The 26,694-nt window shown below is 71.2% G+C and carries 22 protein-coding genes; 10 read left to right on the top strand and 12 right to left on the bottom strand.

Going from position 1 to position 26,694, the window contains the following annotated elements; genetic code table 11:
• Positions 1 to 26: 26 nt before the first annotated feature.
• Complete coding sequence (locus GTZ93_RS01385) at positions 27 to 731, top strand: LysM peptidoglycan-binding domain-containing protein (protein ID WP_120575711.1); 705 nt, start codon at positions 27 to 29, stop codon at positions 729 to 731.
• A gap of 231 nt (positions 732 to 962) precedes the next feature.
• A complete protein-coding gene (locus tag GTZ93_RS01380) occupies positions 963 to 1,349 on the top strand; it encodes a response regulator (protein ID WP_120598280.1) in 387 nt (128 codons plus the stop codon).
• Here GTZ93_RS01380 and GTZ93_RS01375 read toward each other — a convergent pair.
• Both GTZ93_RS01375 and GTZ93_RS01370 read right to left on the bottom strand, forming a co-directional pair.
• The gene (locus GTZ93_RS01375; RefSeq protein ID WP_257978998.1) at positions 1,343 to 3,268 is read right to left on the bottom strand and encodes a sensor histidine kinase; all 1,926 of its coding nucleotides are present in this window, start codon (positions 3,266 to 3,268) and stop codon (positions 1,343 to 1,345) included. The two genes, GTZ93_RS01380 and GTZ93_RS01375, sit on opposite strands and share 7 nt — an antisense overlap.
• 108 nt (positions 3,269 to 3,376) lie before the next feature.
• Complete coding sequence (locus tag GTZ93_RS01370) at positions 3,377 to 3,637, bottom strand: hypothetical protein (protein WP_139915864.1); 261 nt, start codon at positions 3,635 to 3,637, stop codon at positions 3,377 to 3,379.
• 188 nt (positions 3,638 to 3,825) lie between these two features.
• Here GTZ93_RS01370 and GTZ93_RS01365 point away from each other — a divergent pair, with 188 nt between their 5' ends.
• Complete coding sequence (locus GTZ93_RS01365) at positions 3,826 to 4,512, top strand: response regulator (protein ID WP_139915865.1); 687 nt, start codon at positions 3,826 to 3,828, stop codon at positions 4,510 to 4,512.
• 9 nt (positions 4,513 to 4,521) lie between these two features.
• Here the strand turns inward: GTZ93_RS01365 and GTZ93_RS01360 are convergent, their stop codons facing one another.
• From GTZ93_RS01360 to GTZ93_RS01350, 3 genes are read right to left on the bottom strand one after another with little or no spacing between them, the layout of a single operon-like run.
• Positions 4,522 to 7,458 carry a bpX6 domain-containing protein gene (locus GTZ93_RS01360; RefSeq protein ID WP_139915866.1) on the bottom strand — a complete coding sequence of 979 codons (2,937 nt, stop codon included), beginning with the start codon at positions 7,456 to 7,458 and terminating at the stop codon, positions 4,522 to 4,524.
• Entirely contained in the window at positions 7,455 to 9,272 is a 1,818-nt protein-coding gene (locus GTZ93_RS01355) for an LpqB family beta-propeller domain-containing protein (protein WP_139915867.1), read from the bottom strand. The genes GTZ93_RS01360 and GTZ93_RS01355 overlap by 4 nt, the downstream gene beginning before the upstream one ends.
• Positions 9,269 to 9,730: a bpX5 domain-containing protein gene (locus GTZ93_RS01350; RefSeq protein WP_139915868.1), complete on the bottom strand. Its 462-nt coding sequence runs from the start codon at positions 9,728 to 9,730 to the stop codon at positions 9,269 to 9,271. Before GTZ93_RS01350 ends, GTZ93_RS01355 begins: the two co-directional genes overlap by 4 nt.
• Before the next feature lie 145 nt (positions 9,731 to 9,875).
• On the opposite strand from GTZ93_RS01350, the gene GTZ93_RS01345 reads away from it, so the two are divergent.
• Positions 9,876 to 10,346 (top strand): SRPBCC family protein, encoded by a 471-nt coding sequence (locus GTZ93_RS01345; protein WP_167547787.1) that lies wholly within the window; start codon positions 9,876 to 9,878, stop codon positions 10,344 to 10,346.
• A 53-nt stretch (positions 10,347 to 10,399) separates the two neighbouring features.
• Here GTZ93_RS01345 and GTZ93_RS01340 read toward each other — a convergent pair whose 3' ends face one another.
• Entirely contained in the window at positions 10,400 to 11,554 is a 1,155-nt protein-coding gene (locus GTZ93_RS01340) for an AAA family ATPase (protein WP_139915870.1), read from the bottom strand.
• A 45-nt stretch (positions 11,555 to 11,599) separates the two neighbouring features.
• Here GTZ93_RS01340 and GTZ93_RS01335 point away from each other — a divergent pair, with 45 nt between their 5' ends.
• The 3 genes from GTZ93_RS01335 (at position 11,600) to GTZ93_RS01325 (ending at position 13,727) form a co-directional block, all read left to right on the top strand.
• Positions 11,600 to 12,220 (top strand): hypothetical protein, encoded by a 621-nt coding sequence (locus tag GTZ93_RS01335; protein ID WP_139915871.1) that lies wholly within the window; start codon positions 11,600 to 11,602, stop codon positions 12,218 to 12,220.
• Between the two features lie 20 nt (positions 12,221 to 12,240).
• Positions 12,241 to 12,951, top strand: coding sequence for a YqiA/YcfP family alpha/beta fold hydrolase (locus tag GTZ93_RS01330; protein WP_120575721.1), 711 nt, complete (start codon positions 12,241 to 12,243; stop codon positions 12,949 to 12,951).
• Positions 12,952 to 13,013: 62 nt separating this feature from the next.
• On the top strand, positions 13,014 to 13,727 hold the full coding sequence (locus GTZ93_RS01325) for an esterase family protein (RefSeq protein WP_139915872.1): 714 nt from the start codon (positions 13,014 to 13,016) through the stop codon (positions 13,725 to 13,727).
• A gap of 94 nt (positions 13,728 to 13,821) precedes the next feature.
• Here GTZ93_RS01325 and GTZ93_RS01320 read toward each other — a convergent pair whose 3' ends face one another.
• The 5 genes from GTZ93_RS01320 to GTZ93_RS01300 all read right to left on the bottom strand — a co-directional run bounded on the left by GTZ93_RS01320 (position 13,822) and on the right by GTZ93_RS01300 (position 21,436).
• Positions 13,822 to 14,463 carry a LysM peptidoglycan-binding domain-containing protein gene (locus GTZ93_RS01320; protein WP_167547786.1) on the bottom strand — a complete coding sequence of 214 codons (642 nt, stop codon included), beginning with the start codon at positions 14,461 to 14,463 and terminating at the stop codon, positions 13,822 to 13,824.
• A 117-nt stretch (positions 14,464 to 14,580) separates the two neighbouring features.
• Complete coding sequence (locus GTZ93_RS01315) at positions 14,581 to 15,987, bottom strand: MATE family efflux transporter (RefSeq protein ID WP_139924205.1); 1,407 nt, start codon at positions 15,985 to 15,987, stop codon at positions 14,581 to 14,583.
• Positions 15,988 to 16,065: 78 nt separating this feature from the next.
• Positions 16,066 to 18,210 carry a beta-propeller domain-containing protein gene (locus tag GTZ93_RS01310; RefSeq protein WP_161662613.1) on the bottom strand — a complete coding sequence of 715 codons (2,145 nt, stop codon included), beginning with the start codon at positions 18,208 to 18,210 and terminating at the stop codon, positions 16,066 to 16,068.
• Positions 18,211 to 18,343: 133 nt separating this feature from the next.
• A complete protein-coding gene (locus tag GTZ93_RS01305) occupies positions 18,344 to 19,516 on the bottom strand; it encodes a TIGR02266 family protein (RefSeq protein WP_120599751.1) in 1,173 nt (390 codons plus the stop codon).
• A 93-nt stretch (positions 19,517 to 19,609) separates the two neighbouring features.
• Positions 19,610 to 21,436: an Hsp70 family protein gene (locus GTZ93_RS01300; protein ID WP_139923486.1), complete on the bottom strand. Its 1,827-nt coding sequence runs from the start codon at positions 21,434 to 21,436 to the stop codon at positions 19,610 to 19,612.
• Between the two features lie 248 nt (positions 21,437 to 21,684).
• On the opposite strand from GTZ93_RS01300, the gene atpH reads away from it, so the two are divergent.
• The 3 genes from atpH (at position 21,685) to atpA (ending at position 25,639) form a co-directional block, all read left to right on the top strand.
• On the top strand, positions 21,685 to 22,227 hold the full coding sequence (gene atpH / locus GTZ93_RS01295) for an ATP synthase F1 subunit delta (protein WP_139923485.1): 543 nt from the start codon (positions 21,685 to 21,687) through the stop codon (positions 22,225 to 22,227).
• 148 nt (positions 22,228 to 22,375) lie between these two features.
• Positions 22,376 to 23,860 (top strand): sensor histidine kinase, encoded by a 1,485-nt coding sequence (locus GTZ93_RS01290; protein WP_161662612.1) that lies wholly within the window; start codon positions 22,376 to 22,378, stop codon positions 23,858 to 23,860.
• Positions 23,861 to 24,091: 231 nt separating this feature from the next.
• A complete protein-coding gene (gene atpA, locus GTZ93_RS01285) occupies positions 24,092 to 25,639 on the top strand; it encodes a F0F1 ATP synthase subunit alpha (RefSeq protein WP_139923901.1) in 1,548 nt (515 codons plus the stop codon).
• A 106-nt stretch (positions 25,640 to 25,745) separates the two neighbouring features.
• Here atpA and GTZ93_RS01280 read toward each other — a convergent pair whose 3' ends face one another.
• Positions 25,746 to 26,594: an HAD family hydrolase gene (locus tag GTZ93_RS01280; protein ID WP_139923903.1), complete on the bottom strand. Its 849-nt coding sequence runs from the start codon at positions 26,592 to 26,594 to the stop codon at positions 25,746 to 25,748.
• Between the last annotated feature and the right edge of the window lie 100 nt (positions 26,595 to 26,694).

Raw genomic sequence — 26,694 nt, 5'->3', positions numbered from 1 at the left:
GGTCACTGCTCCCCTAGGAGCCCCCCATGAGCTACCGCATCCAGTCTGGCGACACCCTCTCTGGTCTGGCGAAGCGCTACGGCACGTCCGTGGACTCGCTGATGAAGGCCAACCCGGACATCCAGAACAAGGACCTCATCTACGCGGGCAAGACGCTGAACATCCCCGGCTCGCGCGACAGCTTCGAGCCCGGCACCCAGGGTCAGGGCGTGCGCGGCGGCGGTTCCGGCGGCTCCAGCGGCGCGGGCAACGTGACGGCGCCTCCGGGCGGCGCGGGCCCGGGCACGCGCGGCCCCGGTGGCAGCCCGTTCGACATCGCGATGTCTCACATGGGCAAGAACGCCGGCTCGCTGAAGCTTGAGCAGACCGGCGTGGGCGCGGACATGGAGGACTGGGTCCCCAACAACGTCAACTGCGCCAACTTCGTCTCCGCGTGCCTGGAGCAGGCCGGGCAGATCAAGGACAGCCAGCACAGCGCGTCCGTGATGACGCTCCAGGGGAACCTGGACCGCGACCCGAACTTCAAGCGCGTGGACCTGAAGGACGCCAAGCCCGGCGACGTCGTCTCCATGAAGGTGGGCGACGGCCAGCACGTGGTGATGTTCGCGGGCTGGAAGGACGGCAAGCCCCAGTTCATCGGCTCCAACAACGTGAACTCGGACGGCTCGCAGCGCATCAGCCTCACGTCCATGAACTACCCCATCATGTCCGTGCACCAGTACCAGGGCTGAACAGACCTGTAGCCTGAGGTCCCCGGTGGGGCCTTCGCCTTCCGCGCTCCTGGCGCCTGGAAGGGGGAGGCCCCATCCGCTTTTCGCGGGGATGGCCTCGGCCGCCTGCCCTCCAAGGCACCCCGAGTGGCGCGGGCCTCACAGTGCCAATGGCCTATCGTCCAGGGCTGGACGTTCCCTGGACACGGGGTCTTTCGGACGGGGCCGGACGGGGGGAGGCTCCCGGAAGCCATGCGAAGCCTCATCCTCCTCGTGGAAGACCATGTCGACAGCCGTGAGATGCTGGAGGAGTTCCTCACGCTGGAAGGGTTCGCCGTGGAGGTCGCCGGCAACGGCCTGCACGCCTGGGAGCGCCTGAGGCGCGGCCCCACGCCGGACGTGATGCTGCTGGATTTGATGATGCCGGTGATGAGCGGCTGGGAGCTGATGGAGCGCGTGCAGAAGGAGCCGCGCCTCGCGAACCTGCCCGTCATCGTCGTGTCGGGCGCGGGCGCCACCCGCCCCGTGCCCCAGGGCATCCGGGCGTCCATCCCCAAGCCGTTGGACCTGGACGACCTGATGCGCGCGCTGGAGCCGTTCCGCTCCTCCGCGCAGTCGCAGTTAGCCGCCGCCTACTGAGCCGGCGGTGTCGCGGGCTGCGCCTGTTCACGCGGCAGGAGCACGCGGAAGACGGTGCCTTCCGACGCGCGCGAGCGCACCTCGATGCGGCCTCCGTGGCCCTTCACCACCTGTTCGACGATGTAGAGCCCCAGCCCCAGGCCGCCGTGCGTGTTGCTGCCCGCGCCGCGCCGGAAGGGGTCGAACAAACGCGGCAGCATGTCCGGCGGAATGGGCTCTCCGCCGTTCTGCACCTCCAGCACCACGTGCGCGTCCGCGTCCGACAGCGTGAAGCGCACGGGTGAATCCGGCGGGCTGTACTGGAGCGCGTTCCCGCCCAGGTTGCTCACCACCTGCAGCAGCCTGCCCGCGTCCCAGGCGCCGTCGTAGCGGCCCGGGCCCACGCTCAACGTCAGCGAGCGCTCCGGCCACGCCGCCTCCAGCTCCTCCACCGCCTGGCGCAACACCGCGCGCACGTCGCCGGGCACGCGCTCAATCGGGATGCCGCCGCCCAGCCGGCTGCGGGTGAAGTCGAGCAGCTCCGAAATCATCCGCGCCATGCGCTCGCCGGAGCGCGCGATGCGGGACACCGCCTTGCGGTCGCGCTCCTGGAGCGCGTCGCCGTGCATCAGCTTGGTGACGGACAGCTGGATGGCGTTGAGGGGGTTTCGCAGGTCGTGGCTGACGATGGCGATGAGCCGCTCGCCGAACTGCGCCGCCTCCCGCGCCGCTTCTTCCGCGCGGCGGCGCTCGGTGACGTCCACCAGCGTGACGACGCCCGCGACGATGTGGTCGTCCCGGTCGCGCACGGGCGCGCTGGAGCCCAGCAGGTGCGCGGTGGTGCCGTCCGGCCGGCGCACCTGGAGCGGCTCCGCCTGGCGCGTCTCGCCGGTGCGCAGCGCGCGGGCCATGGGCCACGCGTCGTCCGCCAGCGGCTGGTTGTCCGCGGTGAACATCTGATGCGACGACTCGTAGTCCGCCAGGCTGGCCGAGGGCCGGAACGGATGCCCCAGCAGCGACTCCAGCGCGCGGTTGCCCAACAGCAGCCGGCCGCTGGGCGCCTCCGCGATGAGCACGCCCGCGGGGAGCTGGTCCAACACCGCCGCCAGCCGCGCGCGCTCCGCCTCGATGGTGGACAGCAGGCGCTGCCGCTCCGCCTCCGCCTGACGGCGCTGGGTGATGTCCAGCACCGTGGCGGCGCGGCCCACTCGGCGGCCCGTGGCGTCCCTCAAGGACGTCACGTGCACGAACGCGGGGAAGCGGCTGCCGTCGCGGCGCAGGTGCAGCGCTTCGTATTCGTGGAACGGCTTGGAGCTGGCGGCGGCCATGTGCCGGGGCAGCGCGCCGCGCGACTCGGGCGCGACCAGGTCCTCCAGCCGCAGGCCCTTGAGCGCTTCCGCGGGTTGCCCGTGCATGCGCGCGAGCGCGGGGTTCGCCGCGACGAAGGTGCTGTCCTCCGCGGCCATCACCGCCACGCCCACGCCCAGGTGCGTGAAGATGTCCTCCCAACGCCGGGGGCCGGACGCGTCCGGAGCGCCCTGCTCGCGCGCCGCTTCCGCTGCCTCGCGCGACGCGAGCATCCGCGCCTGGACATGGGCCTCCAGCGCCGCGGCCTCCACCGCGTCCACCGCGTCGTGGAAGCGCTCCACCTGTTCTTCGTCGCCCGAGCCCCCGCCGCCCCGCTCGCGCCACAGCCGCAGCACCGTGTCGCGCAGGCGCCGGAAGTTGGTCGTCGTGGGGTGCCCGTCGGAGCCCTGCACCAGCAGCGACAGCTCGCGCGCCAGTGAGTCGGAGACGCGCGCGTCCGGGTTCGACATCCGGGCCGCCACCGCGGACAGCCCATGCGTGAACGTGTCACCAGAGCCCGGGGCTTCGTGGAGCCACGCGTCCTGCAGGACGTCACGGGACTGGAAGAGGAAGTCGGCCAGGGTCAGGGACACGGTGCGAGGCTCGCGGGCGAAGGGGCCTGGGGTGCATCCGGGAGAAGAGGAGCTCACCTCCGACTTAGGCCCCCGCTTCTCATGCGACAAGGACCGTCTGGCGACGTGTCAGGAGGAAGGCGAACGGACCAGGCCCAGCGGCGACAGGGCGGTCAACCGCAGGAGCCCCGCGTCCGGCTCCACGCGGTAGCGGACCTGGAAGCCGCAGGCGAGCACCGTCGCCCCCTCCCGCCCCGACGACGACACCGGCAGACACGGCATCCCGCTGGCGAGCGCCCCCAGCTCCGCCTGAAGCTGCTCACGCACCGCGGGCGTACACGCCGTGAGCGTGCGCACCACCGGGGGTTCCAGCTGGCAGCGGTAGGCCATGAGCGCCGCCCAGGGTGTGCATCTACAGCTGGCCTGCAAGATGACAGTGGCACGGTGATACGGTCTGTCAGACGGCGGGCGTCTGGGGGGAACAGTCGCCGGGGCACACTGTCGGACAGGTGACGCTGGGGCTCCCGTCAGCCCAGGGGCGCTTCAAGAGCCCGAGGAAAAACGGGTCGAATCAGGGGATGGCCCTGGGCGTCCACCACCTGTTGCTCGTCGAGGACGATCGGACATGGCGCGAGGGTGTGGGCCGCGCCGCGAGTGAAGCGGGCTTCGTGGTGTCGTCCGTGGCGGACGGCGCGGAGGCGCTGGACTGGCTGCGTCATCGCCCGCGCGCGCAGCACCCGGACCTCATCCTTTTGGACCTGGTGTTGCCCCGGCTGGATGGATGGGAGGTCTACGGCCAGCTGCGCATGGACGCGCGGCTGCAGCACCTGACGGTGATGCTGATGTCCTCGGCGAGCGGTGCGCCGGACGTGCCGCTGCACGGGGTGGTGGGCTTCCTGCACAAGCCGCAGCAGCCGGAGGCGCTGGTGCAGGCCCTGGCGGAGCGTCTGCGCGAGCTGCCCGGGCGTCCGAAGGAACCCCCGCGCGTGCCGTACGCGCTGCGGCTGACGGACGAGTCGCTCTACGCGCTGCACGCCCTGCCCGCCCCGGTCCGTCACGCGGTGCGCGTGCACCTGTTGCGCGCCTCGGAGCTGGCGGCCTCGGAGCTGCCCCTGGCGTCGTCGTGGTTGATGGCGCTGCACAGCGAGCAGCCCTCGCTGCTGGTGACGGTGGAGGGCGTGCGCGTGGTGCTGGTGGTGGACGACGCGGCCTGTGCGCTGACGGCGACCATCGTCATCGTGCCCAGCCACATGCGCTGGACCTGACGTCGAGGTTCACACCACCGGCACGCGGTGGAGCTCGCCGGAGTGCAGGTCCAGCCACACCACGCGGCCGAGCAGGTCGTGCACGACGCACCAGTCCTCCGTGAGGCGTACGACCTGGGGCGGGGTGCCGGAGAACTCCACCGTCACGCGGGGGTGGTCGGCGACGGTGCGCAGGACGGCTGTGTGCAGCTCGCCCTTCTGGAAGCGCGTCACGCTCCAGGAGGGAGTGAGCACCACGCCCATGCGCTCCCCGTCCTGCCGGGACGGGCGGTGGAAGCGCCGCGCGACGATGGGCGCCACGTAGTAGGGCCAGGGTCCAGGCTCCTCGTCTTCGGTGGGCGCGATGAGCACGCCCATCGCCTCGCCGTCGGGCGTGAGCGCGAGGGCGTCCAGTGTCTCCCGCAGGTCCTTCATGTCCGCGCGCCCGCGCAGGACGGGGCCGCCCTCCAGCTCATAGGTCCAGCGCTCCAGCCGTTCGAAGTCCTGGCCCGGGGTGAGGTGCAGCACGAGGAAGGACAGGTGCTTCGCGTCCACGGCCATCTCGAGCACGACGCCTCCCACCTCCGGCACGCGCCACAGGGAGCGCGGCTCGGCGGCGAGCGTGTCCACCATGCTCACGGCGTCGCGCATGGCGGTGAACCACCGCTCCCCGTCGTAGGTGGGCGCCCACGCGTCCAGCTCCAGGTCGCACCAGCGCGTGGCCCGGCGCTCCACCAGGTCCAGCCGGGACACGCGCCACAGGTCACCGCGGCGAGCCAGCGCGAGGGCGCGGTTTCCCTGCTCGGACAGGACCAGGGAGAACGCCGGCACGTCGAAGGCCGCGAGCGTGCGTCCATCCGGGCCCACCAGCCGCGCGCCCGCTTCTCCCAGCGCGAGCAGCACACGCCGGCCCGGCAGCACCACGGCGTCATGCACGGCGTGGGCGCCCGCGTGGTTCCGGTCCATCCACACGCGCACGTGCGGCAGGTCGTGCGTTTCGGACCAGGGGCTCCGTTGCGAGGCACGCGGCGTTGGCAGGTCCGTGCGCAGCGCGGCCAACGCGGGATCCTTCAGGGCGTGCAGTTGCTGGAGGAGACTGGCGTTGGAGGGGAGCGCTTCCACCACCTCGTCGCGCATCAGCGAGCGCACGGTGGGGACGAGGAGCGCGCTCCGGGCATCGGAGGCGTCCGCGCGCAGCAACTCCGTGGCGAAGGCCAGGCGTTCGGGAGCGCGTGCCGGGGTTTCATCCGAGAGCAGTATCTGGATGTCGTCGCGCGCGGCGCCGAAGCCATCCGGGAACTCGAGCGCCAGTCGCGCCAGGAGCTTCGCGCTGCCCGTGCCGCCGGCCTGGATGCCCCGCTCCACCCAGCCACGTGCGAGGTGGCGCGCGGACGACACAGGCCACACGGCGTCCACCGCGCGCGACCAGTCTCCGGCCTCCGCGAGCGACTCCGCCCACAACATGCGCAGGGCCTGCGCTTCGGCGGGATGGGTCTTCTCCAGGCGCAGCACGGCGTCCGCGAACACGCCCGAGCGCCGCGCGATGGCCACCGCGCGCTCCACGTCCTTCGCCAGGAACCACTGGCGCACCACGAGGCCCGGCGGAAGGTTGCGTCCCTCGGCGAGCTCCGCCGCGAGTTGGAAGCGGCCGTGGCGCTCCAGGAAGGACACGGCCTCCTCCGCCGCTTCCAGCAACTCCGCGAGGACGAAGGCGGCCTCGTCGATGCGGCCTTCGCGCTCCAGGCGGCGGAAGGTCTCGCGGTAGCGCTCGCGCAGCGCCTCGAACACGGCGGGGCCTCCGCCGAACGACTGCGCGGCACCGCTCCGGCCGCGGGGTTGGATGCGCAGCTCTTCGCGCGGGCCGGGAACGCCGAGCGCGAGCTTCGCGCGTGCGTCCGGGTCCTTACCCAGGGGGATGGCGTGGCGCAGGGCTTCGTCGAGGTTGCCCTGCTCGAAGAGCTCGAAGAGGTGGCGCAGGTAGTCCCCCTTGCGCCGTCCCACGAGCTGCCCCAGGGGCGTGTTCCGGAGCATCCACTCCTTGAGCTGCTCGAGCGCGCCCGGGCCTTCGGGTTCAGCGGGACGTGTGTGGGTGCTGGAGACCTGTGAGGCTTTTGCGGCGTCACCTCCGCGCATTCCAGCGAAGAGCCGTGAGAACCAACCGGCCCGTACGCCAGTGCCCATGGCGGAGGTGTGAGCCGCGTTCGAGGAGAAGGCGCTCCGCAGACGGTCGAGCCATCCCGCGCGACTCGGGGCCAACGCGTTGCCCGGTGTGTCTTGCGTCTCCGTGCGAAAGGCACGGCGCAACCGTGCGAACAAGCCTTCACGACGGACGGTCAGCACTGCGTCGCCGGGCCTCCGTGAGAAGACCCGCCGCAGCCGCGCGAGGAAGCCCTCTCGCACCACCGGGACCTCCCGCCCCGCCATGCGCGCCAGCATGCGCTCCGCTTCGGGCGCGAGCGCGGGCACCTTCGGTCCAAACGTCGCGCGTGTTGGCGGAGGCAGCGGATCCAGCGCGACCTTCAAGGGCGGAGGCGGCGCACCCAGACCCTTCACCTGGACACGCCGCCACTCCGAGACGTCCAGCCACGTCCCCGGATCCACCTGGCGCAGCGCTCCGGGCCCGTACATCCGTGCGACGCCCTCGTGCACCAGCACGACGGCTCCCACGGGTGGCTCCAATCGCTCGCGTTCCTTCGAGCTCAGCGGCGCGCTGGTGAGCACTCCGGACTCCAACACCAGCGGCAATCCGGGTGCGGCCCCCACCGAGCTCTTGCGCGGTGTCGCCAGCTTCAGCAAGTGGCCACCCGCCAGCGCCCAGACCGTGGCCCCGGGTCTCCAGGCCTCCAGCACGCGGCGGCGTGCCTCGGCCTCTCCCAGCAGTCCGGAGTGGAACCACCAGGCAGCCACCACCACGGTGCCCCGGTGCACCTGGGCGCGAGGACGCACGACTCCGGCCGCGGCGCTCACGACGTGGCCTCCGGGACGGAGCGGTACAACACAGCCTGCTCCATCAGGTCCCACAACACGAACTCCCCTGCCCGCGTCAGCCATCCCAACACCGGCTGCCCGTGGCTCGCCGCGGCCTGCACCACGGGACCACTGGCCACCGCGAGCGTCCGGGACGCCTGGCTCGAAAAGAAAGTGAAGGCGCGTTGTTCCGGATGCAATGCGATCAGTCCGGGCGGGGACGGAACGGGAGGCTGCACCACGCCCACCACGCGGTGCCTCTCTGGCACGGTGATGACCGACACGCCGGTGTCCAGGAACAGCTTCCAGTCTGAATCATTGTCACGCGCCGCGAGTAGCCCTGCCTCGGGATGCGCCCCCGACGGCGAGTAGCCGAAGTACGCATCCCCGTGCCGCGCGTTGATGGGGACGAATCGTGCCGGTTCTTCGCCCAGCACCTTGAGCCGCGAGATGATCGCGCGCCCCGCTCCCAGGTTCTGGGGCCGCAGCACGCAAAGCGGGAGTGAGTGCACCTCCGCCATGGAAGAGACCCCCTCCTCCTCCAGGCTCAGCGCCGAGGTCCCCATCGACGACGGAGGCGCCAGCGAGAACAACCGGCCCTTGCCGTCCTTCAACCACAGGTATTCCTGCCCACGTGGATTCACCCAGCTCACGAGGCTCAGCGGGAGCGCCCCCGGCGCGAGGGCTGGCTGTTTGCTGTCATCCGCTGCGTGGTAGCGCGCCTTCCGGAGTCCCTGCGGCGTGTGTACCTGCCCGTGCATCACGTAGCCATCCAGGTGACTGGCGAGTACGAGCAACCCACCCGAGGAGCGCCACCCCGCCGCGATTACCTGCTGCCCTCGCGGGACCTGGACGCGCCGGGGCTTGGGCACGGTGGCGCGCGGAGAATGCGGCACCGCCATGGCCTCGACGGCGCCGTTCGCGGAGAACAGCAGCACGCGCCGGCCATCACCGGAGAAGGAGAACTTCACGATCCGCCGGTCGGCCTTGCGCGGCATCACCCCGGAAGCCTGCTGATTGGAAGCGAAGGGATTGCGCAGCAGGCGCAGGCAATCCGCCGGAGGCGGAAGCTCCAGCACCACCGAGCGGGGAACACGGCCCGCGGGCCGCACGTCCACGTCGAGCCGGTGCGCGCCGGGCTCCATCGGTTCGGAGACCTCCACGCTGGACATCCCCTCCGCGCCCTCCAGACGCCCCAGGCGCGAGGAGCCCACGAGCCACACGTCCTCGGGCGCGCTTGAAAGCTCCAGCGCCTCGCGCCACGCGGTCAGGTGTCGCGACGATGCGGGCGTGGTGGAGCGGGCGGTCAGCCACGCGAGGAGCGACGTGCCGCCCAGGCCCGTATGGGTGGCTTGAGCGGGCTCGGTCTGGAGCGCGCCCCAGGTGAACGCCGCGCCCACGGCCTCCGCGCGGCGCGCGAGCACGACCAGCAGCGCGAGGTGCGCGATTCGCGGCAAGCCCAGCTGATCCGGTCCCACGTCCAGCAGCACCACGGTGCGCCGAGCCCCCTGCGGCTGATGGAACGCGGGCTTGAGGAACGACAGTTCGCCGAACGCCGCGCGGCGCACCAGTTCTTCCGGTGCCTCCAATGCCCAGAGCCACTCACTGACGAGCAACCGTTCGAAAGGCCCTCGTCGGGAGAGCCCGTCATAGCCTTGAGGCTCACCGCCCTCGGCCTCACCGCGAGGACGCAGCGTTCCGACCGCCGCCGACAGCCGCGCCACGTGCGGCCCCAGGTGGCGCGCCAGGTCCTCCGGAAAGAGGGACAGCTGCGTCGCCCAGGGGCGCAGCGCGGGAGGCAATGCGGTCGTCACGAAGCGGCCTCCACGGCCGGGACGGACAACCACGCGGTCAGCGAAGCGCGCGCGACAGGCTTGGCCGCCGCGACGGAGACGAGCACCCCTGACGCAGGCAGCACCACGAGCGGCGCATCGCCCTGCCCCGCGAGCAGCGCACGCTCCAACAGCGAAGGCGCCACATCCGGCTCCAGCGCGCAGGGAAGCAGCAGCGCGGGCGCCAGCGGATCACGGCCCAGGTACACCGCACCATCGACCCAGGGCAGCGAAGCGGCGGTCCCCAACAGCACGAGCACATCCGGTCCCGCGACACCGGTCCACGACGCGAGCGTCGCGTCCTCCGCCCGCGAAGCGCGGTGTCCCAGTGCGAGCGCCACGGGACCAACGCCCGCCACGGCCACGGGCTCCAGGGGCAGGGCCCGGGGGCGCCAGCGCACGGGAAGTCCCGCGACGACCGGCTCCAGAGGCGGCCTCATGACGCCCTGCTCCCGCGCATCCCACGCCCGTTGATCACCCCGGCACTCTAACGAACGGGCGTCAGCGCCAACAGAGGGACCGACACGCGACAGGCCCCCGGACTCGAGCTGTACAGCGTCCGGAGCCCTGCTCATGCTCCCGAGCATGAGCACGACCCGGATCCACCACCACCTGAAGGCCCCCCGCTCACGCGTCTACAGCGCCCTGATTGACGCCCGCGCGGTCGCGACATGGATGGTGCCCGACGGCATGACGAGTCAGGTGCACGTCTTCGAACCGCGCGAAGGAGGCGCGTTCCGAATCTCGCTCACCTACGACGCGCCCACGGAGACCGGCAAGACGACCGCACATATGGACACGCATCACGGCCGCTTCGTGAAGCTCGTGCCGGACGAACAGGTCATCGAAACCACCGAGTTCGAGACCACCGACCCCGCGCTCCAAGGAGAGATGATCATCACGTTCACGCTCACCGACGCGCAAGACGGAGGCACCGACCTGCTCTCCGTGCACGAAGGACTGCCACCCGGCGTACCGCCCGCGGACAACGAGCTCGGCTGGCGGATGTCCCTGGAGAAACTCGCGAAGTACGTCGAGCAGAGTCCCTTGGAGTAACGGCACCTTCAGTGCCGTCGGGGCAGGCAACTCCACAGGAGAGGCCACCAGCATCACGCCGCGCGAGTGCTCGCTTCTTCCGCCAGCACCGCCGCCACCGCGCCACGCAACGCACGCAGCGTCTCCGGCAGTGCCTCCGGAGCGAAGCCCGCATCCATCTCGCGCGCCACGCCCTCCAGCTTGAGCCGCCACGCGGCCACCGCGTCCAAGTCCACGGGCCGCGACTCCAGCAACACATGCCCCGCCTGCGCGATGCGCTGGGCCCGAGCCAGAGGCCCCGCGCTCGCCTCCAGCGCCGCGGCCGGCAGCGCCAGGTTCTCCGACGCGGACAGCACGTCGCGCAGCACATCGCGCGCCAGCGCCTGTGCCTCCTTCGTGGGCACCGCGTAGACGAGCGGCCACAGGTCCGCCACGCCCGGCGTCGTCCTCCCCGCCAGCGCCGCGGCGGCAGCCACCAACCGCTGCACCTTCACCGCGCGCCGGTCCGACAGCGCGATGCCCGCCGCCCGCAACGTCCGCAGCGCCTGCGCCAGGTGCGGCCGCACCGGCCCCAGGTCCGCGCGCCTCGCCGCCTGCGCCACCACGTCCAGGGACGCAAGCGACGCCACTCGCGGCGCCGCATCCGCCCACAGCGACGCGCCTCCTTCCAGCAACTCCTCCAACCGCGGATCCGGCACCGGCTCCACGAAGATGCGCGCGAGGAACCGGTCCGCGAACGCGGCCAGCGCATCGTCCTCCGGCAGCGCGTTGGACGCGCCCACGCACACCCGCAGCGGGCACTGCATGCGCGTGTGGCCTCGCCGGAAGGTGCGCTCGTTCAGCAACCCCAGCAGCGTGTTGAGGATGGCGGTGGAGCCCAGGAACACCTCGTCCAGGAAGGCCACCTCCGCCTCCGGCAACATGCCCGCCGTCTCCGTCTCCACCAGCCCCTCGCGCAGCTTGCGCAGGTCCACCGGCCCGAAGATTTCAGACGGCTCCGTGAAGCGACCCAGCAGGTATTCGAAGTACGCACCACCCAGGCCGCGCGCCGTCCTGCGCACCGCCTCGCTCTTCGCGGTGCCCGGCGGGCCCACCACGAGCAGGTGCTCGCCCGCCACCGCCGACAGCGCCACCAACTCCACCATCGCCTCGCGCTCCACCAACCCCCGACTCGCGTCGGTGAGCGCGTCGCGGACCTCGGCCGCCGCGACCTCGAAAGATACGGACATGCCCGCAAGCCTAGCCTCGCCCCCGGTCCGGCATACAGTGGCGGCATGGATACGAAGTGGAAGTGGCTGGCCCTGGCGGGCGTGCTGGGCGCGGGGCCAGCGGTCGCGGACGGGTGGCACGGCTATGCCTCCCTGGGCGCGGGCATCACCCTGGATCATTTCAGCGACTGGCGCGCCAAGGGCCCCGCCCTCCAGGCCTGGCTCGCCGTGGAGACGCCGCCCGGCCTGTCCCTGGGCGTCGTCTTCGAAACCACCCAGACCTGGGGCCAGCAGTTCGCCGAGGCCCAGAACCCCTCCGAGATGAGCCGCGTGCAACTGGACTACACGGCCGTGGGCCTGGAAGCCCGCCTGCGCTTCCTCGGCGACAAGCCGGTCACACCGTGGGTGGGCGCGCGCCTGGCCAAGAGCTGGTCGCAGCCCTTCACCCCGGACAGCCTGGGCCAGCTGCGCCGCGAGGACTTCGACGTCACCAGCATGGCCTTCCGCGTGGGCCTGGACGGCTGGATCTCCGACCGGTGGGGCATCTCCATCGCCACCGCCATCCAGTTCTGCGACGTGAAGTTCACCAAGGCCGCGGAAGACACCAGCGCCAGCGCGGGCGTCAGCGTGGACATGTGCTCCAAACCGCTCCAGAGCATCGTCGCCGGACCCGTGCTGCGCTTCTAGCGCGGGTACAGTGCGCGCCCATGAACGCGCCGCCCCCCACCCCTGCTCCCCGCTGGCTCTACCTGCACGGCTTCGCCTCCGGCCCCCTCTCCGCCAAGGGCGTCTGGCTGGACGCGCACTGGGCGAAGCAGGGCATCGCGCTGGAGCGTCTCAACCTGCGCGTGCCGTCGCTGGAGCACCTGAGCCTGCACACCATGCTGGACACCGTGCGGGACGCGCTGGGCGCTCCCCATGACCGCGCTGTCCTCATCGGCTCCAGCATGGGCGGGCTCGTCGCCGCGCGCACCGCGGAGCAGGACGCGCGCGTGGGGGCACTGGTGCTGCTGGCCCCCGCCTTCCACTTCGTGGAGCAGCTCCAGCGCCGCCTGGGCCCCCACGCCTGGGCGGAGTGGAAGCGCACGGGCTACCTGGAGACGGATGACCACGCGGAGAAGCGCCGCACGCGCGTGCACCACGGCGTCATGGAGGAGGCCCAGCTCATGGAAACGAAGCGCGGCCCCTGGCCCGACGTGCGCGTGCCCACCCTCATCATCCACGGCCGCCAGGACGACACCTGCGACGTGCGCTATTCGCGCGAGTGGGCCCAGGGCAAGCGCCACGTCCGGCTGGTGGAGGTGGATGACGGCCACGAGCTGACCGCCTCGTTGGAGCTCATCGCGAAGGAGGCGGATGCCTTCCTCACCCCTTGGCGAGGTGTGGAGCAACCCCGGCAGGTGTTCACTGGCGGCTGACCGGTGCGCGTCCGCCCGGCGGTCGTATTCGCGCCGCGAACGCGCCGGGTAAGGTGGCGGCCATGAACCGCGAATACCACCGCTGGCACAGCCCGCGGCTGAACCGGGACATGGAAGTGCTGCTGTACGGGCACTCGGGCGAACCCGTCATCCTGGTGCCCACCAGCAAGGGCCGCTTCTTCCAGGCCGAGGACTTCGGCCTCATCAGCGCCATCGCGGACGGCATCGCCGCGGGCCGCTACGTCGTGGTGTGCGTGGACTCGGTGGATGAGGAGTCCTGGTACAACAAGGACGTCGCCCCCGCCGTGCGCGTGGCCCGCCATGCCCAGTGGGAGGACTACCTGCTGCATGAGGTGGTGCCGCTCGCGAAGGGCCGCGCCGCCGGGGGCCGCCTCACGCTCGCCGGGTGCAGCCTGGGCGGCTTCCACACGTACAACGTGGGCCTGCGCCACCCGGACGTCTTCCAGCGCCTCATCTCCATGGGCGGCAAGTTCGAGACGGAGGACTTCCTCGACGGCCACCACGACGAACAGGTGTACTTCCACACCGCGCCGCAGTGGCTGCCCAACCTGCACGACCCGGGGCGCCTGTCCGCCCTGCGCCGCGTGGAGATGACCCTGGCCGTGGGCGAGCACGACTTCTGCCGCCCCTCCAACGAGAACCTCTCCAAGGTCCTCTGGCAGAAGGACATCGGCAACGACCTGTCCATCTGGGACGGCGGCACCCACGACTGGCCCGTGTGGCGGCAGATGATCCGCCAGTACCTGCCGGCCTGAAGTCGCGGTGGGTGCCGGACTCGGGACACGACAAAGCCTCCGGTCGGAAGGACCCGGAGGCTCTCGTGATGCGCCACCGTGAGGAGCCGGAGGGCTACTCGATGGGCATGAACACCTTGAAGCCCGAGCGGCCGTTGTTCGTCGTGTTGCGCTCGATGAAGTCGCTGGCGGACGAGTGGCCGTCGCCCAGCGTCACCGCCGTGTGGCCGTAGATGCTGCCCAGGCGCGTGGAGGTGCTCTCCCACGTGAGCACGAGGCCCGGAATCTTCAGCGCGTCTTCCAGGGACATGTCCACCTGGCGGAACTTGTCGCGCGGCAGGTTGTTGTCGATCTGGTTGCCGTTGCCCGACACGCCGATGCCCATGGAGTTGCGGATGGCCCGGCTCACGCCCGTGGCGCAGAGGCCCTGGCTGTTGTAGCCGCCCATGCCCATGGCCGCCGCGCGCGCCGCCTCCGCCAACCGGCGACCCTTGTCGGTCCCGCCGGTGGGGGCCACGCCCATCGGGCCGCCCACGTCCTGCCCACCGCCCACGCCGCGCCCACCCCGGACGCCCTGACGGCCACCACCCGCGTCGAAGCTGTCACGGCCGGAGTGGCCGACGCGCAGCGTCCGACCCGAGAAGATGAGGTCCGGGTTCGAGATGTTGTTGTCGCGCGCCAGCTTCTGCACGGAGGTGCCGAAACGAGCGGCCAGGCCAGAGAGGGTGTCGCCAGGGCGGATGCGGTAGTTGGACATGTAGGCTCCTGGGACAATTGTCGGGGCTTCCAGATCCAGGTTGCGGCCGTTTCCTAGATTCTTGGAACTTTTCCCTGCACTGGAATTTTACACCCCAACAACCCCCAACAACCCCCATCAGCCCTCCAGGGGCCGGAGGGTGCCCGCGCTGACGCGCCAGAAGCGCCACAGCACGGCGGCGGCCACGGTGATGAGGCCCGCGCACAGGCCCCACCAGATGCCCAGCACGCCCATGCCCAGGTGGAAGCCCAGGAGCAGGGTCAGGGGCAGGCCCACGGCGTAGTGGCCCACGATGTTGGCCACGAAGGTGAAGCGCGTCTGGCCGGCGCCGCGCAGCACGCCCGCGCCCACGCCCTGCACACCGTCGAAGACCTGGAAGATGGCGCTCACCATCAGCAGGGGCAGCAGCAGCGGCAGCACCTCCGGCGGAGCTCCGGCCAGCGTCGCCAGGCTCCGGGGGAAGAGCGCGAACACGAGCCCGCCGAGCGACATGACCCCCGCGCCGAGGGCGAAGGCCATCAGCCCGCTCCTGCGGGCCTGCGGCGTGTCGTGCGCGCCCACGGCCCAGCCCACCCGCACGCTGCCCGCGTTGCCGATGCCCAGCGCCATGGTGAAGGTGAGACTGGCGAAGGAGATGGCGATTTGATGCGCGCCCACGCTCTCCGGCCCCAGCTTCGCGGACAGCACGCCCGCCAGCGCGAAGACGCCCACCTCCGCCGCGATGTGCAGGCCAATGGGCAGCCCCACCCGGAACGCCCGCAGCTGATCCGCCTTCACCGGCCTGCGTGACGGCGTGCCCGGCACGGGGATGGCCTGCACCGCCCGCGCGACGATGAGCACCTCCAGCGCCGTGCACAGGAGCGTGGACAGCGCCGCGCCCGCCGCGCCCATGGCCGGCACGTGGGTGAGCGGTCCGGCCCACGCGGGCAACGACTCGCCGCCGAAGACGAACAGCGGCACCAGCATCACGTTGATGATGTTGGCCAGCACGGCGGACACCACCAGCGGCCGGGGCGTCCCGATGGCCTGCAGGTACGCGCGCACCGTGAGGAAGATGAGCATCAGGGGCAGGCTGGGCGCGCGGAAGTGCAGGAAGGCGCGCACCTGGACGATCTGCTCCTCGGCCACGCCCACCCATGGCAGTCCGGCCGGCACGGTGATGAGCACCGCCCACAGCACCACGCCCACGAAGGCGGACAGCCACACGCCCTGCCAGAGCACGTCCCGAGCGCGGCGCGGGTGGCCGGCGCCAATGGCCTGGGACACCAGCGGGTCCACGCCCATCATCAGCCCCATGCCGAAGCTGCTGACGGCGAAGAAGAGGGCGTGGCTCAGGCCCACCGCCGCCAGGGCGGACGTACCGGCCCGGCCGACGATGAAGGTGTCCGTCACGCTCATCAGGGACTGGCCCGCCTGCGCGATGCACAGGGGAATCGCCAGCCGTAGCAGGGCGCGCAGCTCCCCCTTCGCGCCGCGGGCCGGGGGGGAGGACGACACGGAGGGCTCGACGGCTTCGGGCGGCATGACGGGGCCTATAGGGAAGGGATTGCGCTGGTGCAAGCGACGCAATCCCCGACCCCGTCTGACCGCCCGCCCGCCCCGTCAGGGAGTGCTGACCGGAAACGGAACCGTGACGAGCGGCGTCTGGAGGCTGTCCACCTTCGACACGCGCACCCCCGCGTCGCTGATGGCGTAGACGTAGTCATCCGCCATCACGCTGCGGCGCACATCCGGCACGTAGTAGTAGCTCCACTGCGGCATGCCCGTGGTCCTGAACAGGTCCGACATGGGCACCGCGCCCACCGGGGAGATGCCCGCCGCCAGGTCCACCCGGAACACGCGCAGCTCCGTGCGGAAGCCCTGCCAGTAGTTCTCATAGGACGAGTAGGACCTCGAGTAGTCCGTGAACGGGATGGCCACCAGCCCCTTGGCCGCGAAGTAGTTGAAGGCCTTGTGCTCGTAGAGGGCCTCGCTCCAGCCGTAGGCCTCGCCCACCAGCTGCGTGGCGGCCTCCTTGGGGTTCGCCAGGTCGCTCACGTCGAAGAGGGACAGCTTCAGGGTGCTCGTCCCGCAGCAGCCGCCGTTGGGCTCCGTGTGGATGCCCATCGTCAGCAGGTGGTGGTCGCCCACCGGGTGCATGTACGTGGAGAAGCCGGGCACCTTCAGCTCACCCACCTTGCGCGGGTGCGCCGGGTCGCTCAGGTCGAAGGTGAAGAGCGGATCCACCTGGAGGAAGGTGACGACGTAGCCGCGCGGGCCCGCGAAGCGCGCGCTGAAGATGCGCTCGCCCTCGGCCAGGTCCTCGCTGCGGCCCAGCTCCGCCAGCTGCCCGTTCTTCACGCCCAGCGTCGTCACGCGGCTGGCCGTCGTGGTGCGGCCCCACCACCAGTCCTGGTGCTCCGGCTCCGGGAGGCGCGTGGTGACCGTGGTGGCCATGCGCAGCACGCCCTGGTACTCGTCCAGGGCGAACTGGTTGACGGGCGTGCCCTCCACCGTGCCGGAGCCCGCGTACACCGCGCGGCCCGGCTGGCGCAGGTCGAACTTGTGCAGGTAGGTGAAGTCCTTCTGCCCCGGCTGCGGCCACCACCAGTAGTGCGAGTGCGCCAGGTACAGCGATTCCTTGGACGCGTACACCGTGCCCGGCTCCGCCACCAGGCTGGTGCGCCCCGGCGCCGCCGTGCGCGCGTCCAGGTCCAGCGAGGCCACCGTCACGAAGCCCAGCGCGGACGGCGCGTTGCTCCGGTAGAAGTCACCGCAGGACGTGGGCAGCGCCGTCGTCACCCCGTCCGCGTCCACGTGCCGGCCCGCGGGCAGCCACTGGTCCAGCGTGTTCGCGCGGATGCGCTTCTCGTTCTCGACGATGAGCGCGTCGAGGGTCTTGGTGAGCTTCCCCTCGTCCTTGTAGAGGTCCTCCGAGTACTCCACCCAGAACTTCACGTCCTCCGGCCAGCGGAACGCGTCCGACAGCACCAGCCGCACGTTGCTGTCCACGCGGCGCGCCTGGTTGAAGACGCCGGGCAGGTAGACCTGATCCACCACCGTGGGGTGCGCCACGTCCGACACGTCCACCGTGGTCACCTTGGTGCTGTCCGCGTTGTAGTAGCCGCAGCCGAAGCCGTAGCAGGCCATGTCCGCGACGGGCACCATGCCCCCGCCCACGCCCCCGCCCACCTTCGTCGGGGTGCCCGGCAGCGACAGCGCCACCTGCGAGACGATGACCAGCCGGTTCTTCTCGTCGAGCAGCATCTCCCGGGGCCAGCCCTCCACCTCCAGCGTCGCCGCCAGCGTGAGCTGCTCCGCGGGCCACGAGCGGTGCGCGTACAGCCGGTTGCCCGACAGCACGAAGATGCGCGTGCCGTCGTTCTGCACGAAGTCCGACTCGTGCACGCCCTCCACCTGGTTGTTGGTGCCGGTGGAGTCATTCGGCGCCTGGCCGCCACCGGCGCCGGCGTTCACGCCGCCCCCCGCCGAGTCCTCCGCGGGCATGGGGCCAAAGACGACGCCGCCGCGCGTCCCCCGGCCGAAGCGCTCCCAATAACCGGGCTTCTGCTGCTCCAGGTTCGCGCGCATCTGCTTCGTCGCGGTGTCCTCGATGTACTGCTCCAGCGCCGAGCAGTCGTCGAAGGTCGTGAGCTTCAGCGACTGCTGCACGGGTTCGTTGTCCAGGCCCTCCGGGGCCTTGCCCCCGTCACCGCACCCCACCGCCAGCAGCGTGAGCCCCACCGTTCCGAAAAGACGTAGACGCATGCGTGAATCCTCCCTCGAAAGTCGACTGCCTCGCGGGGCTCGGCGCTTTGCCACGCCCATGCCAGGGGAGAATCCCGTCGCTTCTGTCCGTGATTGCGGGGGGTTGGGAGGCGCGCGGGGTCACCCGCCGCTCTCAGAAACCTGAGGCGCGCACGGGACTGGCGGTGGGAAAACCGAGGGACTGGGGCACGAAGCGCACGAAGCGCTGCTGCAGCTGCGCGTCCATGCCTTCCAGCCGCAGGCCCATGCCCGTCTGCGAGCGGAACGCGCTCCCCATCCCGGGCGGGTTGCACCACGCCACCACCGCCTGCGCCTCGCAGGGCGTGCGCTGGCCGGCCATCACCAGGCGCAGGGACAGCCGCGAGCCCTCGCGCGCGGGCGTGAGCGTGCGCACGAAGAGGCCCTGGGGGCTGGCGTCATGGCTGAAGCCACTGAGCGTGGGGCCACCCGGCGTGTTGAACTCCACCACGGTGAAGAAAGGCACCCGCTCCGCGGCCCTCAAGGGGAGCGTGCCCTGCGACAGGCGCGCCAGCACCTTCGCCAGCAGCTCGTCCGCGCCCAGCTGCCGCTTGAGCAACAGCGGCGCGCCGCTCAGCTCCTGCGCGCGCTCCAGCACGTCCGGTGCCTCCTCCACCCGCGACATCAAGACCAGCGGCTTGCGTGGGAACTGCTCGCGCAGGCGTGTGGCCAGCGACAGGGCCTCCCGAGGCAGCCGCGACACGTCCACCACGAAGCCGTCCAGCCGCTCGCCCTGGGCCACGGCCTGCGCCGCCGCGTCATCCAGGTCCTTGGCGTAGAGCACGTGCATCCCCTCGTGCTCCAGCGCTCCGCCCAGGAAGGTGTGCAGGAACCGGCCGCCCTCCACCAGCAGCACGCCCCGGCCGCGCGGAGGGCCCGTCCAGGCGCGCTCACGCGACAGCCGCACCGCGGCCACCTTCGCCGCCAGCGCCTCCTGGCTCACCGGCTTGGGCAGGAAGTCGTCCGCGCCCGCGCGCCCACAGTGCATCACCTCATGGGGTTCATCCGCCGCGGTGAACATCACCACCGGGACGTTGCGCCCCGCAGGGTGCGCCTTGACCAGGCGGCAGGCCTCGTCCCCCTGGAGCTTCTCCAGGTGCAGGTCCATCAGGATGAGCGCCGGCGTCCGCTGCGCCAGCTCCGCCAGGCACGCATCCGCCCCCTCCAGACCCACCGCGTCACAGCCCATGCGCGACAGGTGCAGCCGCATCACGTCCCGCGCGGTCCGCGAGTCGTCCACCACGAAGACCAGATCTCTCGGGCGAGGAGAAAAGCCGGGGGTCGTCATGACTCCCGGAGATACGCGGACTCCAGGGAAGGCACCACGGACCCGGCGCCACAACGTGAGCTGGTGGACGCCTTTTCCGTGCGCCGGGGGACGTCAGCCGCGGGGCTCCGCGCGGCCGGACAGCAACTTCGTGAGCTGACGGGCAATGAGGGCGCACTGCGCGGCGTCACCGGCGGCCAGCGCGTCCTTGCCTCCCACCAGCAGCTGCTGCACGGTGCCCACGGCCGACTCGGCCTCCGGGCTGGGGTTCTCCCGGGCGCTCTGCTGGAGCAGGCGGGCCAGCTTCTCCCCGCGCTCCAGCAGCTTGCGGAAGGTCTCCTCCGCCTTGCGCGCGTCCACCACGCCCTGCGCCTGCGCGTAGTGGGACTGCTCCTGGCCCAGCTTCTCCGCCTCGCCCTGCGGCAGACCGGCCCGGGCCTCCAGGCGCACCAGCTCCATGTGGCCAGAGGTCAGGTCGGTGGCCTGCACGGAGAGGATGCCCTCGCCGGACAACTCGAAGACGACCTCCAGCGGCGTCTCCCCGCGGTTGGCGACGTGCAGGTTCTTGAGGACCACCTCGCCCAGCTTGTGGTTCTCGTCCTGGAACTCGCTCTCCCCCTGGTACACGGGGATGCGCGCCTCGGACTGGCCGGAGGTGCCCGGGAAGAAGATGTCGCGCGCCACCACCGGCACGCCCGTGTTCTTGGGGATGAGCCGCTTCACGCGCCCGCCCATCACGCCCACGCCCAGGCTCTGGCTGGCTACGTCCAGCAGCAGCGCCTGCCCCGCCTGCCGGACCAGCTCGTCCGCCTGCACCGCGGCGCCCAGCGCCACGGCCTCGTCCGGGTGCACGTCCGTGGAGGGCGCGCGGCCGAAGAAGTCCGCCACCAGCCGGCGCACCAGCGGCACGCGGGTCATCCCGCCCACCAGCAGCACCACGTCCACCGAGCGCGGATCCATCCGCGCCTCCGCCATCACGCTCTTGCAGACCTCCAGGCAGCGGCGCGACAGCGGCTCCGACAGCGTCTCGAAGAAGCTGCGCGTGAGGGCGGTGTTGATTTCGGTGAAGCGCTTCACGCCCGCCGTGTGGTCGCCCAGGCCGGACACGGAGATGAGGGCCTCCTCGGACTCGGTCAGCTCGCGCTTGGCCGCCTCCGCCGCCACCTTCAAGCGCCGCAGCGACTGCGCGTCCTTGGAGACCGCCTCCTGGAAGGCATCCTCCACCTGCGCCAGCAGCCATTGGACGATGCGTTGGTCGAAGTCCTCGCCGCCCAGCGCGTGGTCGCCGCCCGTGGCCTTCACCTCGAAGACGCCCGCCTTCACGTCCAGGATGGACACGTCGAAGGTGCCGCCGCCCAGGTCGAACACCAGCGCGCTGCCCTCGAAGCCGCGGGACAGGCCGTACGCCAGCGCCGCCGCGGTGGGCTCGTTGACCAGCCGCACCACCTCCAACCCCGCGATGGCCGCCGCTTCCCGCGTGGCCTGGCGCTGGTTGTCGTCGAAGTTCGCGGGGACGGTGATGACGCACTTGCGCACGTCACGTCCGAAGTGCGCCTGCGCGTCCAGGCGCAGCTCGCCCAGGATGAAGGCGGACACCTGCGTCGCGGGCAGCACGCGGCCGGACAGCTTCACGCGCACGTCGCCCGTGGGGCCGGCCACCAGGGGATACGGCACCACCGCCTTCGCCTGCTGCACCAACTCTGGCGTGTAGCGGCGTCCCAGGAAGCGCTTGGTGGCCCACACCACCGCGTCCGGGTGCTCCTCCCCCAGGGCCTGGGCCGGCTGCCCCACCAGGCGGTCGCCCGCCCGGGTGAGGCCTACCACCGAGGGCGTGAGGCGTCCTCCCGCACGTGAGGGGATGAGGCGCGGGCGTCCTTCTTCCACGGTCGCGACGACGCTGTTGGTGGTGCCCAGGTCGATGCCGATGACAGGTTCTTGCATGGCGAGGGTGGGGCCCACGCTACGGGTAAGCGCCCACTTCCGCCAAGTCCTGTCGCACCCCGGCCGTCCGTTGCCGGGCGCCGGCCTGCCTTCAAGGGCCCGGGGGCGGTCACCAGCACACACCCGGGGACGCTTCCCCGCCCGCTCTCTCCATGGACCTTGGGAGGCCCCGAGCGGCCACGGCGATCCAACGCATGGCGCCGGCATCATTGCCGCCAGGGACGCCCCATGCTAAGGGCGCCAGCGTCATGGTGAACGTCTCCATCGCCCGCCGCTACGCCCGCGCCATCCTCGACGTCGCAGCGGAAGGCAACCGCACCGACGCCGTCGCGGAGCAGCTCAACGCCTTCGCCGCCGTCGTGGGCCAGAGCCCCGACCTGTCGGACGTGCTGCTCAACCCCATCTACAGCCGCGCCCAGCGCAGCCGCGTGGTGGAGGCCCTGCTCCAGGCCATGCCCTCCCCCGCGGAGCCCGCGCTCGCCAATGCGGTGCGCCTGCTGGTGGACCGCAACCGCCTGGGCTACCTGCCCGACATCGCCCGGCTCTACCGCGACATGGCGGACGCCCGCGCGGGCCGCGTCCGGGGCCAGGTCACCAGCGCCGCCCCGCTCTCCGCGGACGCCCTCACCCAGCTCCAGCAGTCGCTCCAGCAGCTGACCCAGCGCAACGTCGTGCTGGAGACCAAGGTGGATCCGTCCCTGCTCGGCGGTGTGGCCGCGCAGGTCGGTGGCACCCTCTACGACGGCACCCTGCGCACCCAGCTGGAGCAGCTGCGCCGCGAGCTGAAGTAACCCCTCCCTCACTCCCGGTGCGGCAGACGTGCCGGGTTGTCAGGGTTGCCCCGTAGTCCTAGTCAAACCTGTATTTCCCGTCGGCTCTGGGAATAGGTATACTTCTGGGCAACGCGGACAAGCCCGCGTTTTCCGAGACGACCCGCCCATGCCGCAGCCTGTGTTCCAACGGCTTCCCGGAGCCCTTCCGTCCCTGGGGGTTCCCGAGGAAACCCTGCCCTTTCTGGGTGCGTTGCTCAACGCGCCGGGTTGGGGGGTGGCGCTGGTGGACGGGGACTCCCGCCTCGTCTGGATGAACGACCTGCTGGCTTCGCTGAGTGGCCGCCCGGCGCAGCTGTGCGTGGGTCGCTTCCTCTCGGAGGCGTGGCCCGGCCTGGCGCCGCCGCTGTCTCCGCTGCTGGCGCGGGCGCAGTCCGGTGAGCGCGTGGCGGAGGAGCTGGTGTCGGGCCGCTTCGGCGAGGTGGGCACGCTGCGCCACCTGACCGTGAGCGCCATGCCTGCGGCCCCTTCCTCGGGCGTGCTCCTGCTCCTGCGAGACTCCTCCGCGCGCCTGCGCGAAGAGGCGGCGCTGCGCGCGAGCGAGGAGCACATGCGCTCCATCGTGGAGATCTCCTGCGACGGGTACTTCTTCCACGACCGCGGGCAGTTCCTGGACATCAGCCCCGGCCTGGGCCGCCTGATGGGCTACTACGAGACGGCGGAGCTGATCGGCCGGAACATCCTGGACTGCGTGGCGCCGGAGTTCCGCGCCCCCGCGCGCGACGTGATGGACCGCGGCGTGGAGGCCCCGTACGAACTGGCCGTGCTCCACCGCGACGGCCGCCGCATCCCCGTGGAGGTCATGGGCCGGCCGGCGACGTTCCAGGGCCGCTCGGTGCGCATGGGCGCGGTGTGGGACGTGAGCATCCGCAAGGCCGCCGAGGAGCGCCTGATGCGGATGGAGCACTTCCGCGACCAGTTCCTGGACGCGGCGGGGGACGGCTTCAAGGCCCCGCTCCAGTCGCTCCAGTGCGACGTGCTCGCCCTCCAGCACGCTCCGTCGATGCCAGAAGCCCTGACCGAACAGGTAGGGCGGGTGGGCCAGGGCGTGCGCCGGGTGGAGCGGCTGATCCGCCAGCTCCTGGACTTCACCCGCGCCCGGCTGTCCAACGGCCTGCCCGTGCACCCCTCCTCCGTCCACCTGGGCCAGCTGGCGGAGCGCGTGCTGGCGGACCGGCAGCGGGCCCACCCGGACCGCGACCTGCGGCTCGTCGCCAGCGGCGACCTGAAGGGCACCTGGGACGGCGAGCGGCTCTTCCAGCTGATGGACTCCCTGGTGGGCAACGCCCTGCACCATGGCCCGGTGTCCTCATCCGTGGTGCTCCAACTGACGGGGCGCTTCGACGGGGTGACGGTGCAGGTGCACGACCCGGATTGCCGGGTGCCGCCGGAGTACCAGGGCACCCTCTTCGAGCCGTTCAAGCACCGCGCCCTGTGCTCCGCGGATGACGGGCTGGGGCTGTCGCTCTTCATCGTGCGGCAGATCGCCCTGGCCCATGGCGGGCGCATCTCCGTGGAGTCGGGGGCGGCGGACGGCACCCGCTTCATCGTGTGGCTGCCCCGCGAGGACGGCCTCCCCGCGTCCGGCGCCTGAAGCCGGGCCTGGCGCCGGGCTCCCTGGGCTTGCGAGCAGGCGGGGCCCCTCTCGTCCGGGGTGCCTGCTTACGTGCGCGATAAAGGGGTGCGGGGGTGGGGGAAGGCCCTGTCGCGTGGCGCGTTGCGAGAGTCCCGGTGCCCGTGATAGGGGGCCACCCGGTACATCAAGATTCGCGGCGGCCATCCCCGTTTCCTCAGGCCGCCCCCTCCGCAAGGACGCTAGACGCCCATGGAAATCCGCGCCGACGAGATCAGCAGAATCATCCGGGAGCAGATCAAGGACTACGGCAAGAAGGTCACCGTCGCCGAGACCGGCACCGTGCTGTCCGTGGGCGACGGTATCGCCCGCGTGTACGGCCTGGAGGGTGCGCTCGCCGGTGAGCTGGTGGAGTTCGCCAACGGCGTGCAGGGTCTGGTCCTCAATCTGGAAGAGGACAACGTCGGCGTCGCCATCATGGGTGAGTTCAAGGACATCCGCGAGGGTGACACCGTGAAGCGCACCCAGCAGATCGCCTCCGTGCCGGTGGGCAAGGGCCTGCTGGGCCGCGTGGTGAACGCGCTGGGCCAGCCGGTGGACGGCAAGGGCCCCATCGAGGCCACCGAGCACCGCCGCCTGGAAGTGAAGGCGCCCGGCATCGTGAAGCGCAAGTCCGTGCACGAGCCCCTGCAGACGGGCATCAAGGCGCTGGACGCGCTGGTGCCGGTGGGCCGCGGTCAGCGCGAGCTCATCATCGGTGACCGCCAGACGGGCAAGACGGCCGTCGCCATCGACGCCATCATCAACCAGAAGGGCCTGGGCGTTTACTGCGTCTACGTCGCCATCGGGCAGAAGCAGTCCACCGTCGCGCAGGTGGTGGAGAAGCTGAACAAGTACGGCGCCATGGAGTACACGGTGGTCGTCGCCGCGAACGCGTCCGACCCGGCCCCCATGCAGTACTTCGCGCCGTACGCGGGCGTCGCCATCGGCGAGTACTTCCGCGACAACAAGATGCACGGCCTCATCGTGTACGACGACCTCTCCAAGCAGGCCGTGGCGTACCGCCAGCTGTCCCTGCTCCTGCGCCGCCCGCCGGGCCGCGAGGCGTACCCGGGCGACGTGTTCTACATCCACAGCCGCCTGCTGGAGCGCGCCGCCAAGCTGTCCGACGAGGAGGGCGCGGGCTCCCTCACGGCGCTCCCCATCATCGAGACGCAGGCGGGTGACGTGTCCGCCTACATCCCGACGAACGTCATCTCCATCACCGACGGGCAGATCTTCCTGGAGACGGACCTGTTCTTCGCCGGCGTCCGTCCGGCCATCAACGTCGGTCTCTCCGTGTCGCGCGTGGGTTCCGCGGCGCAGATCAAGGCCATGAAGCAGGTCGCAGGCTCCATGAAGCTGGAGCTGGCGCAGTACCGCGAGCTGGCCGCCTTCGCCCAGTTCGGCTCCGACCTGGACAAGGCCACGCAGGAGACGCTGGCGCGCGGCGCCCGCATGGTGGAGCTGCTCAAGCAGGGCCAGTACGAGCCGCTCTCCGTCGAGCGTCAGGTCATCCAGATCTACGCGGCGACCAACAAGGACGACGCCGGCAAGCGCGGGTGGATCCGCCAGGTGCCGGTGAGCGACGTGGTCCGCTGGATGAAGGAGATGCTGGAGTTCGTGGACAGCAAGTACCCGAACATCGTCTCCGACCTGGTCGCCAAGCGGGAGCTGACCGCTGACATCAAGGCGAACATCAACAAGGCGTTCACCGAGTTCAACGACCTGTTCCAGGCGACCCCGGGCGCCAAGGTCTAAGCTTCGCGCCCCACGCGCGGTGCCTTGACGGACAGCCCCGCCCTCCCTTCAAACGGGAGGCGGGGCTTTTCGTTTGCCCGCGGTGGGCCACTACCACCGCGCCTCTTCAGCGCAGCCGGGGCAGGATGGCGCGCAGGCTCTTGTCCGCGCTGCCTCGCGAGCCCAGGCGCTGCACGGCGGCGCGCTCGTAGGGCATCACGTTGGCGCGCTCCACCAGTTGCACGTGCGCACCCAGCGCGGCGGGCATGGCCAGGTCCAGTTCGAAGATGTCGCCCGCGACGAGCGTGGACTCCGGGCCCGTGTGCGTGGCGTCCCAGATGCGCTTGAGCGCGGAGAAGTAGCGCCCGCGCTTGAGGTACACCGGCCGGCCCAGCACGCCGTCCAGGTGGAGCGCTTCCGGCAGCGCGTCGAAGCGCGCGTCCTTCGGCTCCGTGTCCTCCAGCTGGAACTTGCGCGCGTCGCCGAAGACCTTCAGCCGCTCACGGCCCTTGGGGGCCAGCTTGTCCAGCTTCGCCTCCACCAGCTCCGTGTGCGCGTTCGTCACCACCGACACGGGCAGGCCCGTGGCGAGCAGCGCCTCCAGCACCTCCTTCGCCTCCGCCTTGAAGGCCGTGGCCGAGTGCCGGTACGCCTCCCGGTACAGCGTCTGCACCGTGTCCGTACGCAGCACTTCGTCGTCGCCCTTGCCGTAGCGCTTGAGCAGCCGGTGCGCGGTGCAGGTGGCCGTCAGGTAGGGGTCCGCGGTGGCCGGCGCCACGATGCGCCCCGCGACCTCCCAGCCGTACTGGTCCACGCCCTCATGCAGCGCGGCGACCTCCTCCGCCCACGCCTGGGACGCGTCCTGCCCCAGCACCCCGTACAGCGCGTCCTGGAAGTGCTTGAGGAAGGGCTCGCCCTCCGCCAGCACGTCCGTGAAGGTCCCATCGAAGTCCAGCACCACGCACGCGATTCCCATCCACCGGTCCTTGCAGCCCGGCCGCTTCGAAGCGCGGCCGTGAACGAAAGCCCCGAATGACGCCCCGTCGGCCGCTCCGAATCAAGCCCCCTGCCCTGCC

This window comes from Corallococcus exiguus, from assembly GCF_009909105.1.
Taxonomy (GTDB): Bacteria; Myxococcota; Myxococcia; order Myxococcales; family Myxococcaceae; genus Corallococcus; species Corallococcus exiguus.
This window is presented reverse-complemented; position numbering and strand designations above follow the sequence as displayed.

Excerpts from the sequence above, each read along its gene's own strand:
- atpA (WP_139923901.1), top strand. The coding sequence starts at position 24,092 with ATGGAAATCCGCGCCGACGAGATCAGCAGAATCATCCGGGAGCAGATC.
- GTZ93_RS01305 (WP_120599751.1), bottom strand. The coding sequence starts at position 19,516 with ATGACGACCCCCGGCTTTTCTCCTCGCCCGAGAGATCTGGTCTTCGTG.
- GTZ93_RS01290 (WP_161662612.1), top strand. The coding sequence starts at position 22,376 with ATGCCGCAGCCTGTGTTCCAACGGCTTCCCGGAGCCCTTCCGTCCCTG.
- GTZ93_RS01340 (WP_139915870.1), bottom strand. The coding sequence starts at position 11,554 with ATGTCCGTATCTTTCGAGGTCGCGGCGGCCGAGGTCCGCGACGCGCTC.
- atpH (WP_139923485.1), top strand. The coding sequence starts at position 21,685 with ATGGTGAACGTCTCCATCGCCCGCCGCTACGCCCGCGCCATCCTCGAC.
- GTZ93_RS01330 (WP_120575721.1), top strand. The coding sequence starts at position 12,241 with ATGAACGCGCCGCCCCCCACCCCTGCTCCCCGCTGGCTCTACCTGCAC.
- GTZ93_RS01320 (WP_167547786.1), bottom strand. The coding sequence starts at position 14,463 with ATGTCCAACTACCGCATCCGCCCTGGCGACACCCTCTCTGGCCTGGCC.
- GTZ93_RS01385 (WP_120575711.1), top strand. The coding sequence starts at position 27 with ATGAGCTACCGCATCCAGTCTGGCGACACCCTCTCTGGTCTGGCGAAG.
- GTZ93_RS01325 (WP_139915872.1), top strand. The coding sequence starts at position 13,014 with ATGAACCGCGAATACCACCGCTGGCACAGCCCGCGGCTGAACCGGGAC.
- GTZ93_RS01315 (WP_139924205.1), bottom strand. The coding sequence starts at position 15,987 with ATGCCGCCCGAAGCCGTCGAGCCCTCCGTGTCGTCCTCCCCCCCGGCC.
- GTZ93_RS01300 (WP_139923486.1), bottom strand. The coding sequence starts at position 21,436 with ATGCAAGAACCTGTCATCGGCATCGACCTGGGCACCACCAACAGCGTC.
- GTZ93_RS01380 (WP_120598280.1), top strand. The coding sequence starts at position 963 with ATGCGAAGCCTCATCCTCCTCGTGGAAGACCATGTCGACAGCCGTGAG.
- GTZ93_RS01280 (WP_139923903.1), bottom strand. The coding sequence starts at position 26,594 with ATGGGAATCGCGTGCGTGGTGCTGGACTTCGATGGGACCTTCACGGAC.
- GTZ93_RS01335 (WP_139915871.1), top strand. The coding sequence starts at position 11,600 with ATGGATACGAAGTGGAAGTGGCTGGCCCTGGCGGGCGTGCTGGGCGCG.
- GTZ93_RS01345 (WP_167547787.1), top strand. The coding sequence starts at position 9,876 with ATGAGCACGACCCGGATCCACCACCACCTGAAGGCCCCCCGCTCACGC.
- GTZ93_RS01370 (WP_139915864.1), bottom strand. The coding sequence starts at position 3,637 with ATGGCCTACCGCTGCCAGCTGGAACCCCCGGTGGTGCGCACGCTCACG.
- GTZ93_RS01350 (WP_139915868.1), bottom strand. The coding sequence starts at position 9,730 with ATGAGGCCGCCTCTGGAGCCGGTCGTCGCGGGACTTCCCGTGCGCTGG.
- GTZ93_RS01310 (WP_161662613.1), bottom strand. The coding sequence starts at position 18,210 with ATGCGTCTACGTCTTTTCGGAACGGTGGGGCTCACGCTGCTGGCGGTG.
- GTZ93_RS01365 (WP_139915865.1), top strand. The coding sequence starts at position 3,826 with ATGGCCCTGGGCGTCCACCACCTGTTGCTCGTCGAGGACGATCGGACA.